Origin of the sequence: Tolypothrix sp. PCC 7712 (assembly GCF_025860405.1) — a bacterium.
GTDB classification, from domain to species: domain Bacteria; phylum Cyanobacteriota; class Cyanobacteriia; order Cyanobacteriales; family Nostocaceae; genus Aulosira; species Aulosira diplosiphon.
The window spans coordinates 2,053,179-2,071,222 of sequence record NZ_CP063785.1 but is presented as its reverse complement, the minus strand read 5'-3'; the positions used below and the strand labels follow the sequence as shown (position 1 = coordinate 2,071,222).

At 38.1% G+C, this 18,044-nt stretch carries 16 protein-coding genes, 1 tRNA gene and 1 CRISPR repeat array; of the genes, 10 read left to right on the top strand and 7 right to left on the bottom strand.

The features are described from left to right. Positions 1–31 precede the first annotated feature (31 nt). Both HGR01_RS08370 and HGR01_RS08365 read right to left on the bottom strand, forming a co-directional pair. Positions 32–367 (bottom strand): XisI protein, encoded by a 336-nt coding sequence (locus HGR01_RS08370; RefSeq protein ID WP_045869554.1) that lies wholly within the window; start codon positions 365–367, stop codon positions 32–34. Beyond that, a complete protein-coding gene (locus HGR01_RS08365; protein WP_045869555.1) occupies positions 355–771 on the bottom strand; it encodes a XisH family protein in 417 nt (138 codons plus the stop codon). Before HGR01_RS08365 ends, HGR01_RS08370 begins: the two co-directional genes overlap by 13 nt. Positions 772–982: 211 nt before the next feature. Between HGR01_RS08365 and HGR01_RS08360 the strand changes: the two genes are divergently transcribed. The 8 genes from HGR01_RS08360 (at position 983) to HGR01_RS08325 (ending at position 10,760) form a co-directional block, all read left to right on the top strand. Beyond that, entirely contained in the window at positions 983–3,082 is a 2,100-nt protein-coding gene (locus HGR01_RS08360; protein WP_045869556.1) for a hydantoinase/oxoprolinase family protein, read from the top strand. Between the two features lie 135 nt (positions 3,083–3,217). Continuing rightward, positions 3,218–3,781, top strand: a complete 564-nt coding sequence (locus HGR01_RS08355; protein WP_045869557.1) for a hypothetical protein — start codon at positions 3,218–3,220, stop codon at positions 3,779–3,781. 79 nt (positions 3,782–3,860) lie between these two features. Next, on the top strand, positions 3,861–4,406 hold the full coding sequence (locus tag HGR01_RS08350; RefSeq protein WP_045869558.1) for a dual specificity protein phosphatase family protein: 546 nt from the start codon (positions 3,861–3,863) through the stop codon (positions 4,404–4,406). A 209-nt stretch (positions 4,407–4,615) separates the two neighbouring features. After that, positions 4,616–6,187, top strand: coding sequence for a hydantoinase B/oxoprolinase family protein (locus HGR01_RS08345; RefSeq protein WP_045869559.1), 1,572 nt, complete (start codon positions 4,616–4,618; stop codon positions 6,185–6,187). Between the two features lie 564 nt (positions 6,188–6,751). Further along, a complete protein-coding gene (locus HGR01_RS08340; RefSeq protein WP_052335137.1) occupies positions 6,752–7,798 on the top strand; it encodes an integrase catalytic domain-containing protein in 1,047 nt (348 codons plus the stop codon). 56 nt (positions 7,799–7,854) lie between these two features. Beyond that, complete coding sequence (gene tnpC / locus HGR01_RS08335; RefSeq protein WP_096621848.1) at positions 7,855–9,327, top strand: IS66 family transposase; 1,473 nt, start codon at positions 7,855–7,857, stop codon at positions 9,325–9,327. A gap of 119 nt (positions 9,328–9,446) precedes the next feature. Then, the gene (locus HGR01_RS08330; RefSeq protein WP_263420044.1) at positions 9,447–9,605 is read left to right on the top strand and encodes a hypothetical protein; all 159 of its coding nucleotides are present in this window, start codon (positions 9,447–9,449) and stop codon (positions 9,603–9,605) included. 132 nt (positions 9,606–9,737) lie between these two features. Beyond that, the gene (locus HGR01_RS08325) at positions 9,738–10,760 is read left to right on the top strand and encodes a transposase (protein ID WP_081583864.1); all 1,023 of its coding nucleotides are present in this window, start codon (positions 9,738–9,740) and stop codon (positions 10,758–10,760) included. On the opposite strand, the gene HGR01_RS08320 is transcribed toward HGR01_RS08325, so the two are convergent. Next, positions 10,757–12,304: a type I restriction-modification system subunit M gene (locus HGR01_RS08320; RefSeq protein WP_081583964.1), complete on the bottom strand. Its 1,548-nt coding sequence runs from the start codon at positions 12,302–12,304 to the stop codon at positions 10,757–10,759. The genes HGR01_RS08325 and HGR01_RS08320 overlap by 4 nt on opposite strands. Positions 12,305–12,501: 197 nt before the next feature. After that, positions 12,502–12,666: a ribbon-helix-helix domain-containing protein gene (locus tag HGR01_RS08315; RefSeq protein WP_081583965.1), complete on the bottom strand. Its 165-nt coding sequence runs from the start codon at positions 12,664–12,666 to the stop codon at positions 12,502–12,504. Between the two features lie 135 nt (positions 12,667–12,801). Here HGR01_RS08315 and HGR01_RS08310 point away from each other — a divergent pair, with 135 nt between their 5' ends. Next, a complete protein-coding gene (locus HGR01_RS08310) occupies positions 12,802–12,990 on the top strand; it encodes a hypothetical protein (protein ID WP_096622062.1) in 189 nt (62 codons plus the stop codon). A gap of 63 nt (positions 12,991–13,053) precedes the next feature. Further along, entirely contained in the window at positions 13,054–15,090 is a 2,037-nt protein-coding gene (cas12k, locus tag HGR01_RS08305; protein ID WP_045869560.1) for a type V CRISPR-associated protein Cas12k, read from the top strand. A 678-nt stretch (positions 15,091–15,768) separates the two neighbouring features. Then, positions 15,769–16,461: a CRISPR direct-repeat array (repeat unit 37 nt; unit sequence GTTTCAATAACCCTCACGGCTGGTGGTGGGTTGAAAG). A 336-nt stretch (positions 16,462–16,797) separates the two neighbouring features. On the opposite strand, the gene HGR01_RS08300 is transcribed toward cas12k, so the two are convergent. The 3 genes from HGR01_RS08300 to hisF all read right to left on the bottom strand — a co-directional run bounded on the left by HGR01_RS08300 (position 16,798) and on the right by hisF (position 18,017). Then, positions 16,798–16,870 (bottom strand) — tRNA-Ala (locus HGR01_RS08300). Between the two features lie 82 nt (positions 16,871–16,952). Beyond that, positions 16,953–17,144: a hypothetical protein gene (locus HGR01_RS08295; RefSeq protein WP_045869562.1), complete on the bottom strand. Its 192-nt coding sequence runs from the start codon at positions 17,142–17,144 to the stop codon at positions 16,953–16,955. Positions 17,145–17,243: 99 nt separating this feature from the next. Further along, complete coding sequence (hisF, locus tag HGR01_RS08290) at positions 17,244–18,017, bottom strand: imidazole glycerol phosphate synthase subunit HisF (RefSeq protein WP_045869563.1); 774 nt, start codon at positions 18,015–18,017, stop codon at positions 17,244–17,246. Positions 18,018–18,044: the final 27 nt, after the last annotated feature.

Sequence of the window (18,044 nt, the reverse complement as noted above, 5' to 3'; positions counted from 1 at the left end):
TAGGCTAACGCACCTTCAATTTTTTATATAACTACCCAACTGCAAAACCATCAAATTGACGCATAAAAGGTGAGTGATATGCCAAAACAATATCTTCTTTAGCTACACCCAATGCCACTAAATCATTTGCCACTCCTATTTCAGTACCGTCATACTGTATCCAAATTTTCCCTTCAATTAAATCCAAATGAATTAAAGCACCAAATATGCGTTGATATCCATCCCATCCAGCATGAAAAACTTGGTAATGGTCATTGACCTCATCACAAAAAGTATAAACTTGAATATCCCCATTACTCGGCTTCATTTGGGCATATTCATTAATTATTTGGCGAATCAATTGACGGTAATTATTTAATTTATCCATTCCACAATTACCTCATTAACTGGATCGAAAATAATTATTTTCAGTTCATAGACTTGTATACTTAATTGAGGTAAATCTCGCAAGAAAAAACTTCGGTAAACATCCGTAGTTACTGCCAAATATAGCTTTCTTTGGGGTTGTTGTATTTGTAATACAGCTCGATAGTTGAGAAATTGTCCTAAAGCAGTGTGAAACTCGTTGAGTGCTGAAGGTGCTAAGAAACTCTTAACTTCAACAGCGATTTGTTCTTTTTCCCGTTCCGCAACAATTAAACGTTCTGCACCTAAGTCAATCCGTATTTGGTCATCACCTAGACGCAAATATAATGGGTCTTTGTTAACTAGCCAGCCATCTTTTTGTAAAGCTGCTTTGACAATATCATGGAAGATATCTTTTGCAGACACGATATACTTAAATTAAATGTAATACTAATTTATATTAAATTATTTTACCAGAAAATTAGCCAAAAAATATAAAATATACCTAAAAATACTCAATTTGTATGATAAATATTCCTGCCAATCAATACTCGTAGTCAAAATATTTTACAGTCGAAGTAGAAATACTCTAATAAGTCTTGTTATTCTACTTCTAGAGCATTAAATAAACAGAGAAATGTTAAAATTCTTTGCTGACCGTGGTGGAACATTTACCGATATAGTTGCGGTTACAAATAATCAGAAAATTATAGAAAGATTATTAAAGCATCCGGAACGATTTTTAATTGTAAATCTGCCTAATCAGCAGTGGATTATCGTTTATAAATTACTCTCAGAAAATCCTGAACAATATCAAGATGCAGCTATCCAAGGAATTCGGGATATTATTGGTATTTCTCAGGATGAGGCGATTCCTACGGAAGCTATAGAAGTAGTAAAAATGGGGACAACAGTAGCCACTAATGCACTGTTAGAAAGAAAAGGCGATCGCGTCGTCCTGCTAATTACCAAAGGCTTTAAAGATGCGTTGCGTATTGGCTACCAAAACCGCCCTGATATTTTTGCCCTTCATATAGTTTTACCAACGATGCTTTATGAGCAGGTAATTGAAGTTGATGAACGCTATGATGCTCAAGGTAATAAATTAATAGCTGTTAATCTTGCACAAGTGAAACAAGACTTACAAGCAGTTTACAACACAGGAATTCGCAGTTGTGCCATTGTTTTTATGCACAGCGATCGCTATCACAATCACGAGCAACAAGTATATCAAATTGCTCAAGAAATTGGATTTACACAAATATCAGTATCTCATCAGGTTAGCCCTTTAATGAAGTTAGTTAGTCGCGGTGATACCACAGTTGTAGATGCTTATTTGACACCAATTTTACGGCGCTATGTGAACCAGATAGCAAGTCAGTTACCTGGAGTCAAATTAATGTTTATGAAATCTGACGGCGGTTTAGTTACAGCCCAACAATTTCAAGGTAAAGATAGTATTTTAAGTGGCCCGGCTGGGGGAATTGTGGGTGCAGTTCAAACTAGTAAAAGAGCAGGTTTTGAGTTAGTAATTACCTTTGATATGGGTGGAACTAGTACTGATGTTGCCCATTTTAAAGGAGAATACGAACGCCAATTAGAATCTGAAATTGCTGGTGCGAGGATGCGAGTTCCAGTATTAGCAATTAATACAATTGCGGCTGGTGGCGGTTCAATTTTATTGTTTGATGGTTCTAGTTATCGTGTAGGGCCAGAATCGTCTGGATCAAATCCTGGCCCTGCTTGTTATCGACGTGGCGGCCCTTTAGCAGTAACTGATGCTAATGTCATGTTAGGTAAAATTCACCCACAATATTTTCCAGCTGTTTTTGGAATTGAGGGCAATTTACCATTATATCAAGAGATTGTCACAGCTAAATTTACCCAGTTAGCAGAAGATATCAAAACAGCAACAGGTAACAATCGTACCCCGGAACAAGTAGCTGCAGGATTTATTGCGATCGCAGTAGAGAATATGGCGAATGCCATTAAAAAAATCAGTCTCCAGAGGGGTTATGATGTCACGCAATATGTACTTTGTTGTTTTGGCGGTGCTGGCGCACAAGTTGCTTGTTTAATTGCCGATACTTTAGGCATGAAACAGATATTTCTTCACCCTTACGCTGGCGTTTTATCTGCTTATGGTATGGGATTAGCTGATATTCGAGCCATTAGAGAAAAGGGAGTAGAACAGCCTTTAACATCAGCATTAATTTCCCAATTACAAAATTTAATTGCTAATTTAGCTACTCAAGCAGCCAGTGAAATTAGTAATGATTATAATACTCAGCAGCAGGAAATAGTTGCTAAACTAAATTTAAAATATGAAGGTACTAACTCCATATTGATAATTGATTTTAAGCCTGAAGTTTCAGCCATGCGAGCAAGTTTTGAAGCTGAACATAAATCTCGCTATGGTTTCATCCAACTAGAAAAGCAATTAATTGTGGAATCTGCTTCAGTTGAATTAATTCAAAAAATGGACACACCTGAGGAACCTTTAGTTACTCGCACTCGTTCTTTAGATGAAAAGCCTCAAGCTGTTGAGCAAGTGAGGATGTTTACTAGCGAACAATGGCATAATACACCTGTATATCGTCGCGAAGATTTGCAGACAGAAGATGTTATTCATGGGCCTGCCATCATTGTTGAAAAGATTAGTACAATTGTAGTTGAGCCTAACTGGGAAGCAGAATTAACTGAACGTAATCACTTAATTTTAAATCGTAAAGATTAATTAATTTTGCTAAATAATCAACAAATTATCAATGCTATTGAGTATTAACCGTAAATACTACAATGCTTACTGAAGTTTAAGTATTTAAAATTCTAATTATTAAGAAACGATGATGATATCGCCATAAAACCTACCATGACACAAGCTATTTTGAGATTGAGAAAGTTATTGTCATCTGTTGTCCCTATCAAACGTTGTAATCTACATATCATACTTTCTTTAAAAAACTTGCAAATAATCCTATCAGATTTATCCAATACAGGAATTACAGATAAAAGTTCTGGCTTATTTGGTAGCATCGAAAGGCGATATTTTGTCAAATTAATAAATGATCATTCTTTCCGCATCAATGGCCCTTACGCCTACAAGAAACTTTGTATTGAAACTCAAGCCCAGATACATATTATGGAAAATATTAATAATGAATTGATTGTAGCTTTAAAAATGCGACCATCCAACCGGGAATTATTGATATTGGTGATCATGTGGTTGTTGATGTTATCTATTGTAATCACTGGCATTATTTTTTCATGGCAACAAGCTTTACAAGGCTCACATTCATCAATATTTATGATATTTATGCTAATTATGTGGCTAACCTTTGTTTCAATCTTGTGGTATGTAGGAATAACAATTAATTTTCAGTATGAAGCTCAGAAGATTATAAACATATTAAAATATCAATTACAATCTAAATAAATAATTGAATATACTGCGGTTTATGAACATTGTTTTTACTAATAAATTTTAATTATCAAAATATCAATGATATTAAATTATGTACAAATTTGCTGCAGCTTCTGAAAATGAAACTATTGTATTTGGTGCTGCAAGGCCTGGATATAGTAGCCAAAAAATCAATCAGTGGATTGAGTTTATGCAAAGTCAAAATATTCAGCGTGTTTGCTGTTTACTTCATGAAACTCAGCTAAATCGATACTCAAATTTACTGCAAATTTATCAAAACAACTTTGGAGTTGAGCGAGTTTGTTGGGCACCAATTGAGGATTTCCAACTAGTGAATAATGAAACCCTCACTCAGAAAATATTGCCTTTTTTGTTACTTGCAAACCAAGCCAGTGAAAAAGTAGTGGTTCACTGTGCTGGGGGAATTGGACGCACAGGACATATCTTAGCTGCTTGGCTAGTTAGCGCGCGGGGATTTTCTAATCAAGCAGCGATATCAGCAGTGAGAAAAACTGGCAGGAATCCGTATGAAGCTGCAATTGCTGCTTTTTTAAAAGGTCGAAATCCTTGTCAGGTTATTGCAGAATTAAACCAACTATTAGATGATTGCCGCCTTACAAGCAAAAGTATGCTTTAAGAGACTATTTATAAAGTAACGCACCGCCCGCCGCATGGATAATGCGTTAGGCGCTAGTATAGTTATTTCATGACAAATCATATTGAAAACCACACCTAATGCAGCCTACAATAATTTTATTTTTACTTTATAAATAACCTCTAAGCACCTATTTAATTCTAATGATATGAAACTACGGAAGTTGCTATATTTCAAAAATAGGAGCGAAAATGTCCGAAATATCTCAACCTGACCCTGTTCGTCTAGAAATATTTAAAAATCTCTATCAATTTATCGCTGAACAAATGGGAATTGTTCTGCAAAATACAGCTGCATCTGTGAATATCAAAGAACGTCTAGATTTTTCCTGCGCTATTTTTGATACTTCTGGATTATTAGTGGCTAATGCACCTCATATTCCCGTACATTTAGGTTCCATGAGCGAAAGTGTCCGCAGTTTAATTAACGATAAAGGCGATACGATAAAACCGGGAAATGTCTATTTATCTAATAATCCTTATAATGGCGGCACCCATCTTCCTGATGTCACTGCAATTACTCCTGTATTTCTCGATAGTAGTGAAAATATTTTAGTTAACAGTCCTCTTTTCTATGTTGCGTCTCGCGGACATCAAGCTGATATTGGTGGTATTACCCCAGGTTCTATGCCTCCCCATAGTAAAAATGTAGAGGAAGAAGGAGTTTTATTTGATAATTTTCTCTTAGTTGAAAAAGGTAACTTTCAAGAACAGTCAGTACGAGATTTACTTTTAAATCATCGTTATCCTGCTCGTAATTCTGACCAAAATATTGCAGACTTTAAAGCACAAATTGCCGCCAATGAACGAGGCGTGCAAGAACTGCGTAAGATGGTTAATCAATATCAATTGCAAACAGTACAAGCTTATATGAAATTTGTGCAAAATCATGCAGAGGAGGCAGTTAGACGCGCAATTGATATTCTTACAGATGGTTCATTTTGCTATGAAATGGATAGCATGGCAAAAATTCAAGTAGAAGTAAAAATTAATCATAAGAATCGCAGTGCTACTATTGATTTTACTGGTACATCTAAACAATTAGATAGTAACTTTAATGCTCCTAAAGCTGTTACTCAGGCGGCAGTATTATATGTTTTTCGTACTTTAGTAAAAGATAGTATTCCCCTAAATGCAGGGTGTTTAAAACCTTTGGAAATTATCATTCCTGAAGGCTGTATGCTGAACCCAACTTATCCAGCAGCCGTAGTTGCAGGTAATGTGGAGACATCTCAAACAATTGTTGATGCATTATATGGTGCTTTAGGTGTCATGGCTGCTTCTCAGGGAACCATGAATAACTTGACGTTTGGGAATGAACGTTATCAATATTATGAAACTATCTGTGGTGGTGCTGGTGCAGGGATTAACTTTCATGGTACTGATGCAGTTCATACCCACATGACTAACTCCCGTTTAACCGATCCTGAAGTTTTAGAAACTCGCTATCCTGTACAAGTAGAAAGCTTTAGTTTGCGTCCCGATAGCGGCGGTAAAGGCAAATTTTCTGGTGGTAATGGAGTCATTCGCCGCATCAAGTTTCTAGAACCAATGACAGCAAATATTCTTTCTAATCATCGGCGTATCCCTCCCTTTGGATTAAATGGTGGAGAAGCAGGAAAAGTAGGACGCAACTGGGTACAACGTCAAGATGGTAATCAAGAAACTTTAGATAGCACTGCAACTGTAGAAATGAAACCTGGAGATGTATTTGTGATAGAAACTCCGGGAGGAGGAGGATTTTTTAAGAGTTTTGAGGAGTAAGATTTGAGTCATGATCAGTTTCTATCGACAATCAATCAGACTTTTACCAAGTCAAATAGTGTTTGCGATGCATCAACAATATTCGAGAGGACACGGTAGTAGCTCAATGTAGCGTAGACGCGTAGCGGCTTGTCTTTGACATCGTTTTTAACCAACCTTTAAACTGAATTTCTACAGCAATGCTGTTTCTCCGTTGATACCATTTTTCTCAAGCTGTTCTTCGTGATGATGCCAGTATCTTACTCAGGAGATTTTCGCTTGCAAATTGCTGTAAGTTTAATTATGAAAATATAGTTTTTCCAAAACTCAATTTATACTATTGTTATCTTGAAAAATAATAATGATTATTTAACTTCCGGATGGTGTCCATTAAATAATTATTGTCCATTTTAAAGAATTATTGTCCATTTTAAATTTATAGTGCTTATAGCTGAAACCTTTTGATAGCAAAGGTTTCAGTTATTTTGTTCTTAGATTATTTTTTTCCCACTTTTAAATCAAATGATGTCATAAATCATATAAAATTTTAAAGTAAATGATGACATATTTTTTGGAGATGAGCTGATGCCCAGGAAGCCTACGAGCGAAGCCTTTCCAGGATTAGAGATTGAGGAAGTAGTAAATAAGGAAGAAGAGCAAACAAAGCACCTACTAGTTAACGAAGATTCATCCGACTATCTTAAAAAGGTGGAATTAATAGATGTCATCCGCCAAGCGCCTAACAAAGCAGCTCGTATGGATGCGATCGCAGATGCAGCGAAAGCTTTGGGTAAAAGCACCCGAACTATTAAGCGCATGGTGGAGAAAGTTGAACAGGTAGGAGTTGCAACTCTAGCTGTTGGACGTAAAGATAAGGGACAATATCGTATTTCCCAGCAGTGGCATGATCTTATTGTGAACCTTCATAAATGGGGTAACAAAGAAGGTTCTCGGATAAACCACAATCAGATTTTTGGCTATTTAAAAGCTTTAGCTTCCCAAGGAGAGAAGCTAGAACAAAAGAAGCATGATGAAAAATTTAAGGGATACTCTCAAGTGAGAGAGGATTTAATAGCAGGCAAACATCCTTCTCATGTCACTGTTTATAAAGTAATAAATGCCTATATAGAAGAAAAAAATAAGACATTACGTCATCCTGGATCACCAATTGAAGGACAAATTCTTCAAACAACAGAAGGGATTTTAGAAATCACCCACAGCAACCAGATTTGGCAGATAGACCATACTAAGCTAGATATTTTGTTAATTGACGAAGAAGATAAAAAAGTTATTGGTCGTCCATATATCACATTGGTAATGGATAGCTATTCTGGGTGTGTGACAGGTTTTTATCTAGGTTTTGAACCTGCTGGCTCACATGAAGTTGGTTTAGCTCTGCGTCATGCGATTTTACCAAAGCACTACGAAACCGAGTACGAGCTTCAAGAAACATGGCAGGTGTGCGGAATTCCAGAATATATAATGACAGATCGTGCGAAGGAATTTAAATCGGCACATTTAAAACAAATTTCCCTACAATTAGGTTTTACGCGGCGGTTACGTGCTTTTCCTCAAGCAGGTGGTTTAATTGAATCAATATTTGACAAGATTAATAAAGAAATTTTGTCGTAAGGATTCAGGTGGCAGAGTATTGACAAAGGGATCGCTTGAGGAGGAGTATCACAGATATGAACCAAAACCTGCCTCAAGATTTAAACCGGGAAAGCTTGAACCAGTTATCGAAACAAGAACTGGTAGAGATAATCATTGAGCAGAGCAAGGTAATAGGTGAATTACAGAAAACAGTATTAGAACTACAGCAAGAAATAGAACGTTTAAAAGTCAGCAGAGATTTAGACAGCAAAACCTCATCTAAGCCGCCATCAGGGGACATCCTCAAAAAGAGTGAAAACAAAAAAGCAGCACCGCAAGAAGAATCAAATCATCCCAAAAGAAAGCCAGGTGGGCAACCAGGGCATCAAGGTAAGACCCGTAAGGGTTTTGGTAGAGTAGATCGTTGTGAAATCTTACGTCCAAGTGATTGTGTCTGTTGTGGTCAAAAAGCGTTTGCGGCTGTGGCAGTAAAAGTAGAAAAACAGTCTGTAGCGCAACTAGTGGAGCGTCCCATTGAAATAGTTGAGTATCAACGCCATACGTGCCAGTGTGAGTACTGTGGCAATATACAAACAGCCTCCTGGTCACAAGATATCATCCCAGGACAGGATTTAGGGATTTCTTTACAGGCATTTTTAGGATGGGCAAATAATTATGCACATATGCCCTATGAAAAACAGCAAGAAATGTTGTGGGAGTTAGGTCAAATTGAAATTGGGCTGGGAACTTTAGTCACCACAAATGAACGAATTCAAACAGCGATTCAACCAAGCATTACTGAGTTAAGTAATTGGGTAAAACAGACACAACCTAACATTCATGTGGATGAAACACCTTGGTCTGTCAAGGGAGTTAAAGAATGGTTGTGGGTAGTTGCCAATTCTGAGTTTTGCCTGTTTACTGCTGCTGACACTCGTTCCAGAGCAGAACTAGAAGCCATTTTAGGGGCTAAATATACAGGGGTAATCAGCAGCGATGATTTTAGTGTTTACAATGGCTATGCGGTGCCTGAGCAGCAGAAATGTTTGGCTCATCTACGCCGTCACTTCAAAAAACTAATTCAACTTCCAGGTCTTCACAACCAAGCTATTGGTGAAGCATTTGTGGATTTAATTGATGAAGCTTTTGGAAATTATGCCCAATGGTTTGAGACTCTTGACTGCGCCAGTTATAACGATTGGGTCAATCAATTCAAATCTAAATTGCAACAAACACTTGATGACTGGATTAACTTAGCCGGAGCTACAGCAGGAAACCTTTTACGTTCCTTGCGCGATAAAGCCTCCCAATGGTGGTATTTCCTTGACAACCCTGAAGTTCCTCCTGATAACAATCAAGCCGAGCGATCGCTGCGTTTGGCTGTGACAAAACGTAAAGTTAGTGGTGGTTCCCGTTCGATGGAGCGGTTTCAACATACTGCCAATTTGTTGACGGTGGTTCAAACCTGTCGTCGTCAAAGTCTGTCTGTTATTGATTTTTTTGTACAAGCACTAATTGCTGACTCTATTAATTCTCAGTCTCGCCCTTCTCTAGTTCCTCAATTTTAGACCTGAATCCTTACATTTTGTCTTTATATGGTGGATATACGGGTTCAAGTGTAGAGGAACGTCCGCCAGAAGCAGAAAGGACTGCCTGTCTGACGCTTGATAAACTAGAGAAAATCTTAGTGAGATATTTTGTAGACCATTACAATCGTCATGATTATCCAAGGGTGAAAAATCAAAAACGTATTGAGCGATGGAAATCAAGGTTGTTAGAAGAACATGAAGTTCTCGATGAACGTGAACTAGATATTTGTTTAATGAAAGTTGCAATACGTAATTAGGACTAACGCATTGACAGAATGATAAAATAATGCGTTAAGAAAAAAGTGTTGTCTACAAATAGGTATCGGACAATCAGAGAAATCAGTAAACTCTCAACAGCACAATGCAATCTGGAACATTACACTCTATTTTTGTTATCGGAACCGAAGCATGGAGGATGCAGTAGGTTAGCAGAAATATTGGGGAATGTTTCACATGATAGTGTGAACCGTTTTTTGTTGAGGGAGAGATACGCTCCCTATGATTTGTTCAGTACGGTAAAGACTATTATTAACTTGACAGGAGGGATTTTAAGTGTAGACGACACAGTCATAGAAAAACTGTACAGTAATCCAAAATATGCAGAATTAATCGGTTATTTTTGGTCAGGTAAATATCATAAAAGTATCAAAGGGATAAATTTAATTACGCTGTATTACAGCGACATACATGGAAGCTCAGTACCAATAAATTACAGAATATACGATAAAAAGGAGGGGAAAACGAAGAACGATTATTTCCAAGAGATGCTAATTGAAGTAATTGATTGGGGTGTAAAACCAAGGCTAGTAACAGGAGATAGTTGGTACTCAGGAGTAGAAAACTTAAAATTTTTAAGAAACCAGAAATTGGGTTTTCTATTTGGGGTTGAGAAAAATAGAACTGTCTCTAATGAACCAGGAAAGTATTGCCAAGTAAGTGGTTTAGAGATTCCTGATGAAGGGTTGGTAACTCATCTGAGAGAATTTGGATTTATCAAATTGTTTAGGAAAGTCTTCAAAAAAGAAGACTCTAGACATTATATATTGTATCTACCAGATGCTGAAGCTCTTCAGCAAATAACTCGCAGTGAATTTGTGACAATTCATGATACTCATTGGGGAATAGAAAGTTTTCACAGAGCAATAAAACAAGTATGTGGAATTTGTCGATTTATGGTGAGCCAGTGCGTTGGGCGGGTCTCCCGACTTGAAGCAACTGGCGAACCCGTAAGGGTTAGAGATAGCCATGCAATTAAAACACACATATTTTGCTCACTTCAAGCATTTGTTCGTTTAGAGCTAATGCGGTCTGAAAACATCATTTCTAATTGGTATGAATTACAAAGAAACTTGTTTACTTTAGTTGTGCGTGATTATATTGTGGACAATCTCACCAATACTTGTGCTGCCTAGTACACATCAATAATATTTTTTGTCAATGCGTAAGTCCTAGCTTTGACTTCTGATCCTGGAATTTTAAGCATCAGGTATCCTGGGCGATCCGCCGCCTCAAATAACTCCTGTTGCAGCGTCGGGTAAACCTGCCAGTAATCGCTCAAAGCTTCAATATCTCGCTTGGGTATCCCCCCCAACAGATGCGCCTCAATATCCTGAATATCTTCCTCTTCCTGAGAGTCAATATAACGCGGAATATTCAGGTTGTACTCATTCCCCGCAATTTCCTCAACTGGAACCATCCGCGAATATTTCGCCACCTCAAGCTGTTTGTTGAAGACATCAACAATCTTATGAATGTCCTGCTCTCGCAGACGGTTTTTATTGCCGTCTTTAACAAACCCCTTGCTGGCATCAATCATAAAAATGCCTTGGCGATTCTCGGCATCTTCCTTGTCTAACACAATAATGCAGGCAGGAATCCCCGTCCCATAAAACAGGTTCGGCGGTAGCCCAATAATCCCCTTGATAATGCCCTTGCTAATCAGATTTTTCCGAATTTCCGCCTCCGCATTCCCCCGAAACAGCACCCCATGCGGCAGAATAATCGCTCCTTTACCATTACTTTTCAGGGAGCGAACCATGTGCAGCAAAAAAGCATAGTCCCCATTTTTAGCCGGAGGAATGCCATAGCCATCAAACCGTTGAAACTCATCCTTGGCTGGATTAAGTCCATTACTCCAAGCTTTGGAGGAAAACGGAGGATTAGCCACAGCAAAATCAAAAATTTTCAGGCTACCATCTTCATTTTTTAATAGAGGATTCGCGAGAGTATTTCCTTGTTGAATGTCTCTAGTAGGATGTCCATGAATAACCATGTTCATGTGAGCTAACGCATAGGTAGCGTTGTCCATCTCCTGTCCGTAGATGGTTAAGCCCTGTTCTGCTTCATCCGCAGCTTTAATTAACAGAGAACCACTACCACAAGTTGGATCATAAATCGTTTGACTCTGATTTTTGGCAGAATTAACACCAATAACTTTAGAGATGACACGGGACACTTCCGCCGGAGTATAAAATTGTCCCTTACTTTTACCCGATTGCGTCGCAAAGTTACGCATCAGATACTCATAGGCATCGCCTAAAATATCATCACCATCAGCACGGTTATTACTAAAATTTAGTGCTGGATTCTCAAAAATCGCTACCAAGTTGGAAAGCCTATCCTGCATTTCCTTACCCTTGCCCAACTTGTCATCATCATTGAAATCAGCAACGGTAATGATCCCTACTAAGTCATTTGCCTCGGCTAACTTGGTAATAATTTTGTTGATACCATCCCCGATATCTTTCTGTCCTTTGAGAGCAATAATATCCTGAAAGCCTCCGCCTTCAGGCACTTCAATCAGCGCATCTGCTACACCAGCATATTTATCAGATACATATTTAACGAACAATAAAACCAGTACATAATCCTTATACTGCGAGGCATCCATACCACCCCGCAGTTCATCACAGCTTTTCCATAACGAACTATAAAGTTCACTTTTCTTAATTGCCATTTTGTATAGCCTTTAAAAGACCTCCCCCAATCAACTTTGCCAGACGTTCTTAAGCCCGTCTGACACTTTGCCTTGAAGTTTTGACATCGTGCAAAGAACCAATAACATACCACGCACAAGAACATAGCTCATGTAGTGGCTGAGGATATATCGTATATCAGGAATGCTCAAATTGGCGCAGATACAACAGCTACATATTATTGCGGCGGATTTTGCTTCTCTCGCTCTTCAACCGCCTTACTCACAATCCGCACAACAAGATTACTGATGGGACGGTCTTCTTCTTGCGCCCATCTGACTAAAGCCTCATGGATCTCTTTGGGGAAATATATCGAAGTTTGTACGCGATCGCTCTGGCTCATTAATTTTCAAAACATTTATCGCCAGTTCATCATAACCCCACTACCTTGTTACAAGGCTAAATAATGTTTAACAATGTTTGGCAATGTTTAATGATAAACTTAAAACATTGCTGAACATTAATTTAATGTTCAGCAATGTTAAATCTCTATATCTCGAAAGTCCAAGCTATGCCTAACTTAAGTAATATTTGCTACTTAACTTGTAGGGATTTTGGGCAACTTCCATCATCTGCAAAGTTGGCAGCATATTTTGCAGATATTGCACCATCAACGAAATTTTTGGATTGCGATCGCGTCAAGTGCGATCGTGCTGATAAAGGCTAATAAGCAATCAAGTTCTAACTAAACGAGCTAAGAAATTATTTATTTTATGGAGAGGTTCACACTATGAGCCGCGATCGCCAGAAGAAATCCACGAGTCCAATCCATAGAACTATACGATGCCATCTCCATGCTAGTGAAGATGTACTGCGTAAAGTATGGGAAGAAATGACCCAAAAAAATACTCCTCTGATTGTTCAATTATTGAAGAGTGTAAGTGAGCAACCAGAATTTGAAACCAATCAAGAGAAGGGAACAATAAGTAAAAAAGAAATCACAAAATTACGCAAAGCTCTAACAAACGATTCTGATCTTCAACAACAGTCAGGTCGTCTTGGCTCATCAGCAGACTCTTTAGTAACAGAGGTTTATACATCATGGCTTACATTATCTCAAAAAATAAAAAAGCAGAAAGAAGGTAAAGAATATTTTCTAAATAATATTCTCAAAAGTGATGTTGAACTTGTACAAGAAAGTAATTGTGATTTACAGACAATCCGTTGTAAAGCACAAGATATACTGAGCCAGCCAAAAGAATTTCTAGAACAGATTACTAATCATGATGCCGTTCTAAATCAAACAAAGTCAGCGAGGAAAAAAGTTCAAAACAGTAGTAATGAAATTAACGCCTCCAAACAAAGGGAAAATTCTGATTACCAAGAAAACGTAGATAAAAATATCCCAGAAACATTGACTGAAATTTTATATAAAATCCATAAAATAACTCAGGATATTCTAACGCAGTGTGCCGTCGCCTACCTGATAAAAAACCATAATCAAGTTAGTGATCTAGAGGAAGATATCAAAAAGCTTAAAAAGCGTCGCACTGAAAAACAAGTCCAGATTAAACGTCTAGAAGAACAAATACAGAAGAATAAATTACCTAATGGTAGAGATATAACAGGAGAAAGATATAATCATGCATTTGATAATTTAATCAATCAAGTACCTCAAAACAATGAAGAGTTCGCAGAATGGATAGCTAGCTTATTAAATAAAGTCTCAGATTTACCGTATCCTATCGATTATTTGTATAGCGATTTAACTTGGTATAAAAATGAACAAAGAAAAATTTGTGTTTACTTCAATGGCTGGGCTAAATTTCACTTTCAAATTTGTTGTAATAAACGCCAACTTCATTTCTTTAAACGCTTTCTAGAAGACTATAAAGCTCTTAAAGAAAGTGAGAAAGGAGAAATAAAACTTTCAGGTAGCTTGGTTACACTACGTTCTGTACAGTTGTTGTGGCAACAAGGTGAAGGCGCTGGTGAGCCGTGGAAAGTTAATAAATTAGCTTTGCATTGTACCTATGATGCTCGTTTATTGACAGCAGAGGGTACTGAAGAAGTAAGACAAGAAAAGACTGATACTACACAAAAACAAGTAACTAAAGCAGAAGGTAATGAAAATATCGATAGCGATGAACAAAAAAACCTGAATAGAAATATATCTTCATTGTCTCGGCTTAATAATTCATTTGCTCGTCCCAGTAAGCCAATTTATCGAGGTCAGTCTAATATAATTGTTGGTGTTAGTTTCCATCCTGTTGAATTAGCAACACTTGTTGTAGTTGATATAATTACTAAAGAAAAAATCATCTGCAAAACAGTCAAACAGTTACTAGGTGATGCTTTTTCTCTGTTAAGTCGTAGACGACGACAACAAGTGCATTTTCGTAAAGAAAGAGAAAAAGCTCAGAAAAAAGACTCTCCTTGTAATATGGGCGAATCGCAACTAGGAGAATACGTTGATAAATTGCTAGCCAAGAGAATAGTAGAAGTCACTAAGGAATATAAGGCTAGCTGCATTGTTTTACCAAGATTAAAAGACACGAGGGAAATCCGTACCAGTGTCATTCAAGCAAAAGCGGAAGCCAAATTCCCTGGTGATGTAAATGCTCAAAAAATATATGTGAAGGAGTATAATCGCCAGATACACAATTGGAGCTACGGCAGGCTTCAAGAATCCATAAAGTCAAAAGCTGCCGAGTTTAAAATTAGTATTGAATTTGGTATGCAGCCATCTTATGACAATCTGCAAGAACAAGCGATAAATCTAGCATTGTCTGCTTACCAATGCAGAATTAATACTATTGGTAGATAAAATTTCTACCTAAATATTGTATTGTCTTTTATATTAAATCGGTGCCGTCATATATATATGCTCTTTCGAGAGTTAACTATATGATGCAACAGTGTCAGCCCCTTTGTATAGATACTGTGGAATGGGTTAGTTTAACGCTTGTACAAGCGTATTCTTTCTGACCCTGGTAGCTGCTAACTCAACCTGTGCGTTCATCTAAGCGTTTGTTAGCAGTAATTGCTTGGGTAAGCAAATGCTGCTGTTAGATGAGAAAGGACTCGCACCGAGACGCATGGGAAGTATAAGGTGTTAGGGTGCCAAACAGCCCAGAACCTTAGCTCTTGACATCAAACTCTTTTTCCTTGGTGTTAGGTGACAGAGCGGACTATATGACTGAAATCTGGGATTTTGGTTGTATGAGGACATCAATACCTCTTACTTTACAGCAAAGTAAGGGTACGGGTATACCGTCATGGTGGCTACCGAACTACCACCCCCTAATTTTTATTTTTGGCAAGTCAAAGCAGGAGCAAAATCCCTGGAGTGCTGCCAAATGGCTAAAACTATTGTCTTGACTGCATTTCATTCATTTCAATGCGAATGCAAGTTTATTTGTTAGTGATAGAAAATAGGCTTTTAAGTAGACTTGCCAAAATCGCTTCTGGAAAATAGTCAGGATAAGAGTTTGACAAGTGCGGGGTTTCAATAACCCTCACGGCTGGTGGTGGGTTGAAAGTTAAAGATGTACATATAGAAAAAGAATCTTACGCGTTTCAATAACCCTCACGGCTGGTGGTGGGTTGAAAGCTCCGCCTTTAGAACATTTCACTTGAGCATCCATGTGGTTTCAATAACCCTCACGGCTGGTGGTGGGTTGAAAGATTCAGTTAATCCTGTAGCTACACAAGGTTTTGATAGTTTCAATAACCCTCACGGCTGGTGGTGGGTTGAAAGAAAAATTCCAAACTAGCTAAATCTATTAGTGATGGTTTCAATAACCCTCACGGCTGGTGGTGGGTTGAAAGTAATAGATTTCAGAAGCATTGGGCTAAGTTTCACCGAGTTTCAATAACCCTCACGGCTGGTGGTGGGTTGAAAGTTCCTGCTGAATATATGGTTATAGGTTTGATAGAGTTTCAATAACCCTCACGGCTGGTGGTGGGTTGAAAGTTTCCTAATGGAGAATTCGGAGTTGGTTTCGTTCCCGTTTCAATAACCCTCACGGCTGGTGGTGGGTTGAAAGGTTTCATAGTAGTATCACTCCTGCGGCGTAAGCGCCAAATGTTTCAATAACCCTCACGGCTGGTGGTGGGTTGAAAGGCTTCTGCCAAGTATAGTTGCCCCAATAACTTATGGTTTCAATAACCCTCACGGCTGGTAGTGGGTTGAAAGATTTTATCGCTATGTTTTCAGCAATTTCACTATTATGTGTTCTATTGTAAAATTATTTATTAGGGTGGTTTGAAAGGAGCACTTCAATGGCATATTGCCTAAAACTGTGCAGTTGATCCCATAGATCTCTAGATACATTTAGAGTCAATGTATCTAGCGAGAAACTTAACTTAATTTTGGACAATAATTATTTAAAACTGGTTTCAACTCTGGACAATAATTATTTAAAACTGGTTTGAGTACTGAAAGTCAAGAAAACAGGTTACTTATGTCCCTTAACTACGTCAAAATGGACAATAATTCTTTAAACCTGACAATAAATATTTAATGTACAGATGGAGCTAAGCGGATTCGAACCGCTGACCCCTTCAATGCCATTGAAGTGCTCTACCAACTGAGCTATAACCCCGGAATACGCGTTTCTAATTATGGCTGAATAATATTATCTTTGTCAAGATGAGTAAATGAGAATTTCTACTCCTAGGACTTAACTAAGATACTTGCAACAAATAGCTGATACAGTGTCCCATCAGAAAGTAAACTACTAACATAGCCGCAGCTGCTAGGGCCACTAAGGTTCCAGCCAACATTAAAGAAAATTCCTTGTGCTCAAAGGCTTTTTCCATTAAGTGGAGTGACCAAGCCACCAGCGCCACATCGAATAACAAAATAGGAATCAACATATTTATTAATATTTATTCATAGTAGTTAATTTATATTAACACTGTTTCAAGAAAGCGTCTCTGACCTGGGATAAATGTCCTATAAGGATAAGTTTTTGCTCAGTTAAGCATTCTTACTGGAACGGAGCGATCGCGCAAATAACTCTTGATTTGAGCTACGCTTAGATGTCCATAATGTAACAACGATGCTAATAGCGCTGCTTCTGCTTTCCCCTCAGTTAATGCAGCGTGAATATGTTCGCAGTTTCCTGCACCACCCGAAGCAATCACAGGAATTTGGACAGCGTTAGCGATAGATTTTGTCAATTCCAAGTCATAACCAGCTTGAGTTCCATCAGCATCCATACTTGTTACCAATAGTTCTCCAGCACCGCGCTTTTCTACTTCTTGTGCCCAGAGTAAAGCATCTTTGCCTGTATTTTCTCTGCCACCTCGCACATACACATCCCAACCTGGATTCTCTGGGTCAACTCTGCGTCTAGCATCAATAGCAACAACTATGCACTGATTACCAAAGCGATCGCTTGCCCGATTAATCAAGTCTGGTTCACGTACTGCCGCAGAATTAATACTAACCTTATCTGCCCCGGCTCGTAACAAACCTTTAACATTTTCTAAGGATTGAATCCCACCGCCTACGGTTAAGGGAATAAAGACCTGCTCTGCCGTGCGGTACACCACATCTATAATTGTATCTCTATCTTCATGAGTGGCGGTAATATCTAGAAACACTAACTCATCAGCACCGGCTTCGTTGTAAACCTTTGCCAGTTCTACCGGATCGCCTGCATCTTGCAGGTTAACAAAGTTAACACCTTTGACAACTCGTCCCGCCTTCACATCTAAGCAAGGTAAGATTCTTTTAGCTAACATAATAATTTTTGTACTCCTGGGTAATTG

Excerpts from the sequence above, each read along its gene's own strand:
- HGR01_RS08370 (WP_045869554.1), bottom strand. The coding sequence starts at position 367 with ATGGATAAATTAAATAATTACCGTCAATTGATTCGCCAAATAATTAAT.
- HGR01_RS08360 (WP_045869556.1), top strand. The coding sequence starts at position 983 with ATGTTAAAATTCTTTGCTGACCGTGGTGGAACATTTACCGATATAGTT.
- HGR01_RS08355 (WP_045869557.1), top strand. The coding sequence starts at position 3,218 with ATGACACAAGCTATTTTGAGATTGAGAAAGTTATTGTCATCTGTTGTC.
- HGR01_RS08350 (WP_045869558.1), top strand. The coding sequence starts at position 3,861 with ATGTACAAATTTGCTGCAGCTTCTGAAAATGAAACTATTGTATTTGGT.
- HGR01_RS08345 (WP_045869559.1), top strand. The coding sequence starts at position 4,616 with ATGTCCGAAATATCTCAACCTGACCCTGTTCGTCTAGAAATATTTAAA.
- HGR01_RS08340 (WP_052335137.1), top strand. The coding sequence starts at position 6,752 with ATGCCCAGGAAGCCTACGAGCGAAGCCTTTCCAGGATTAGAGATTGAG.
- tnpC (WP_096621848.1), top strand. The coding sequence starts at position 7,855 with ATGAACCAAAACCTGCCTCAAGATTTAAACCGGGAAAGCTTGAACCAG.
- HGR01_RS08320 (WP_081583964.1), bottom strand. The coding sequence starts at position 12,304 with ATGGCAATTAAGAAAAGTGAACTTTATAGTTCGTTATGGAAAAGCTGT.
- HGR01_RS08315 (WP_081583965.1), bottom strand. The coding sequence starts at position 12,666 with ATGAGCCAGAGCGATCGCGTACAAACTTCGATATATTTCCCCAAAGAG.
- HGR01_RS08310 (WP_096622062.1), top strand. The coding sequence starts at position 12,802 with ATGTTAAATCTCTATATCTCGAAAGTCCAAGCTATGCCTAACTTAAGT.
- cas12k (WP_045869560.1), top strand. The coding sequence starts at position 13,054 with ATGAGCCGCGATCGCCAGAAGAAATCCACGAGTCCAATCCATAGAACT.
- HGR01_RS08295 (WP_045869562.1), bottom strand. The coding sequence starts at position 17,144 with ATGTTGATTCCTATTTTGTTATTCGATGTGGCGCTGGTGGCTTGGTCA.
- hisF (WP_045869563.1), bottom strand. The coding sequence starts at position 18,017 with ATGTTAGCTAAAAGAATCTTACCTTGCTTAGATGTGAAGGCGGGACGA.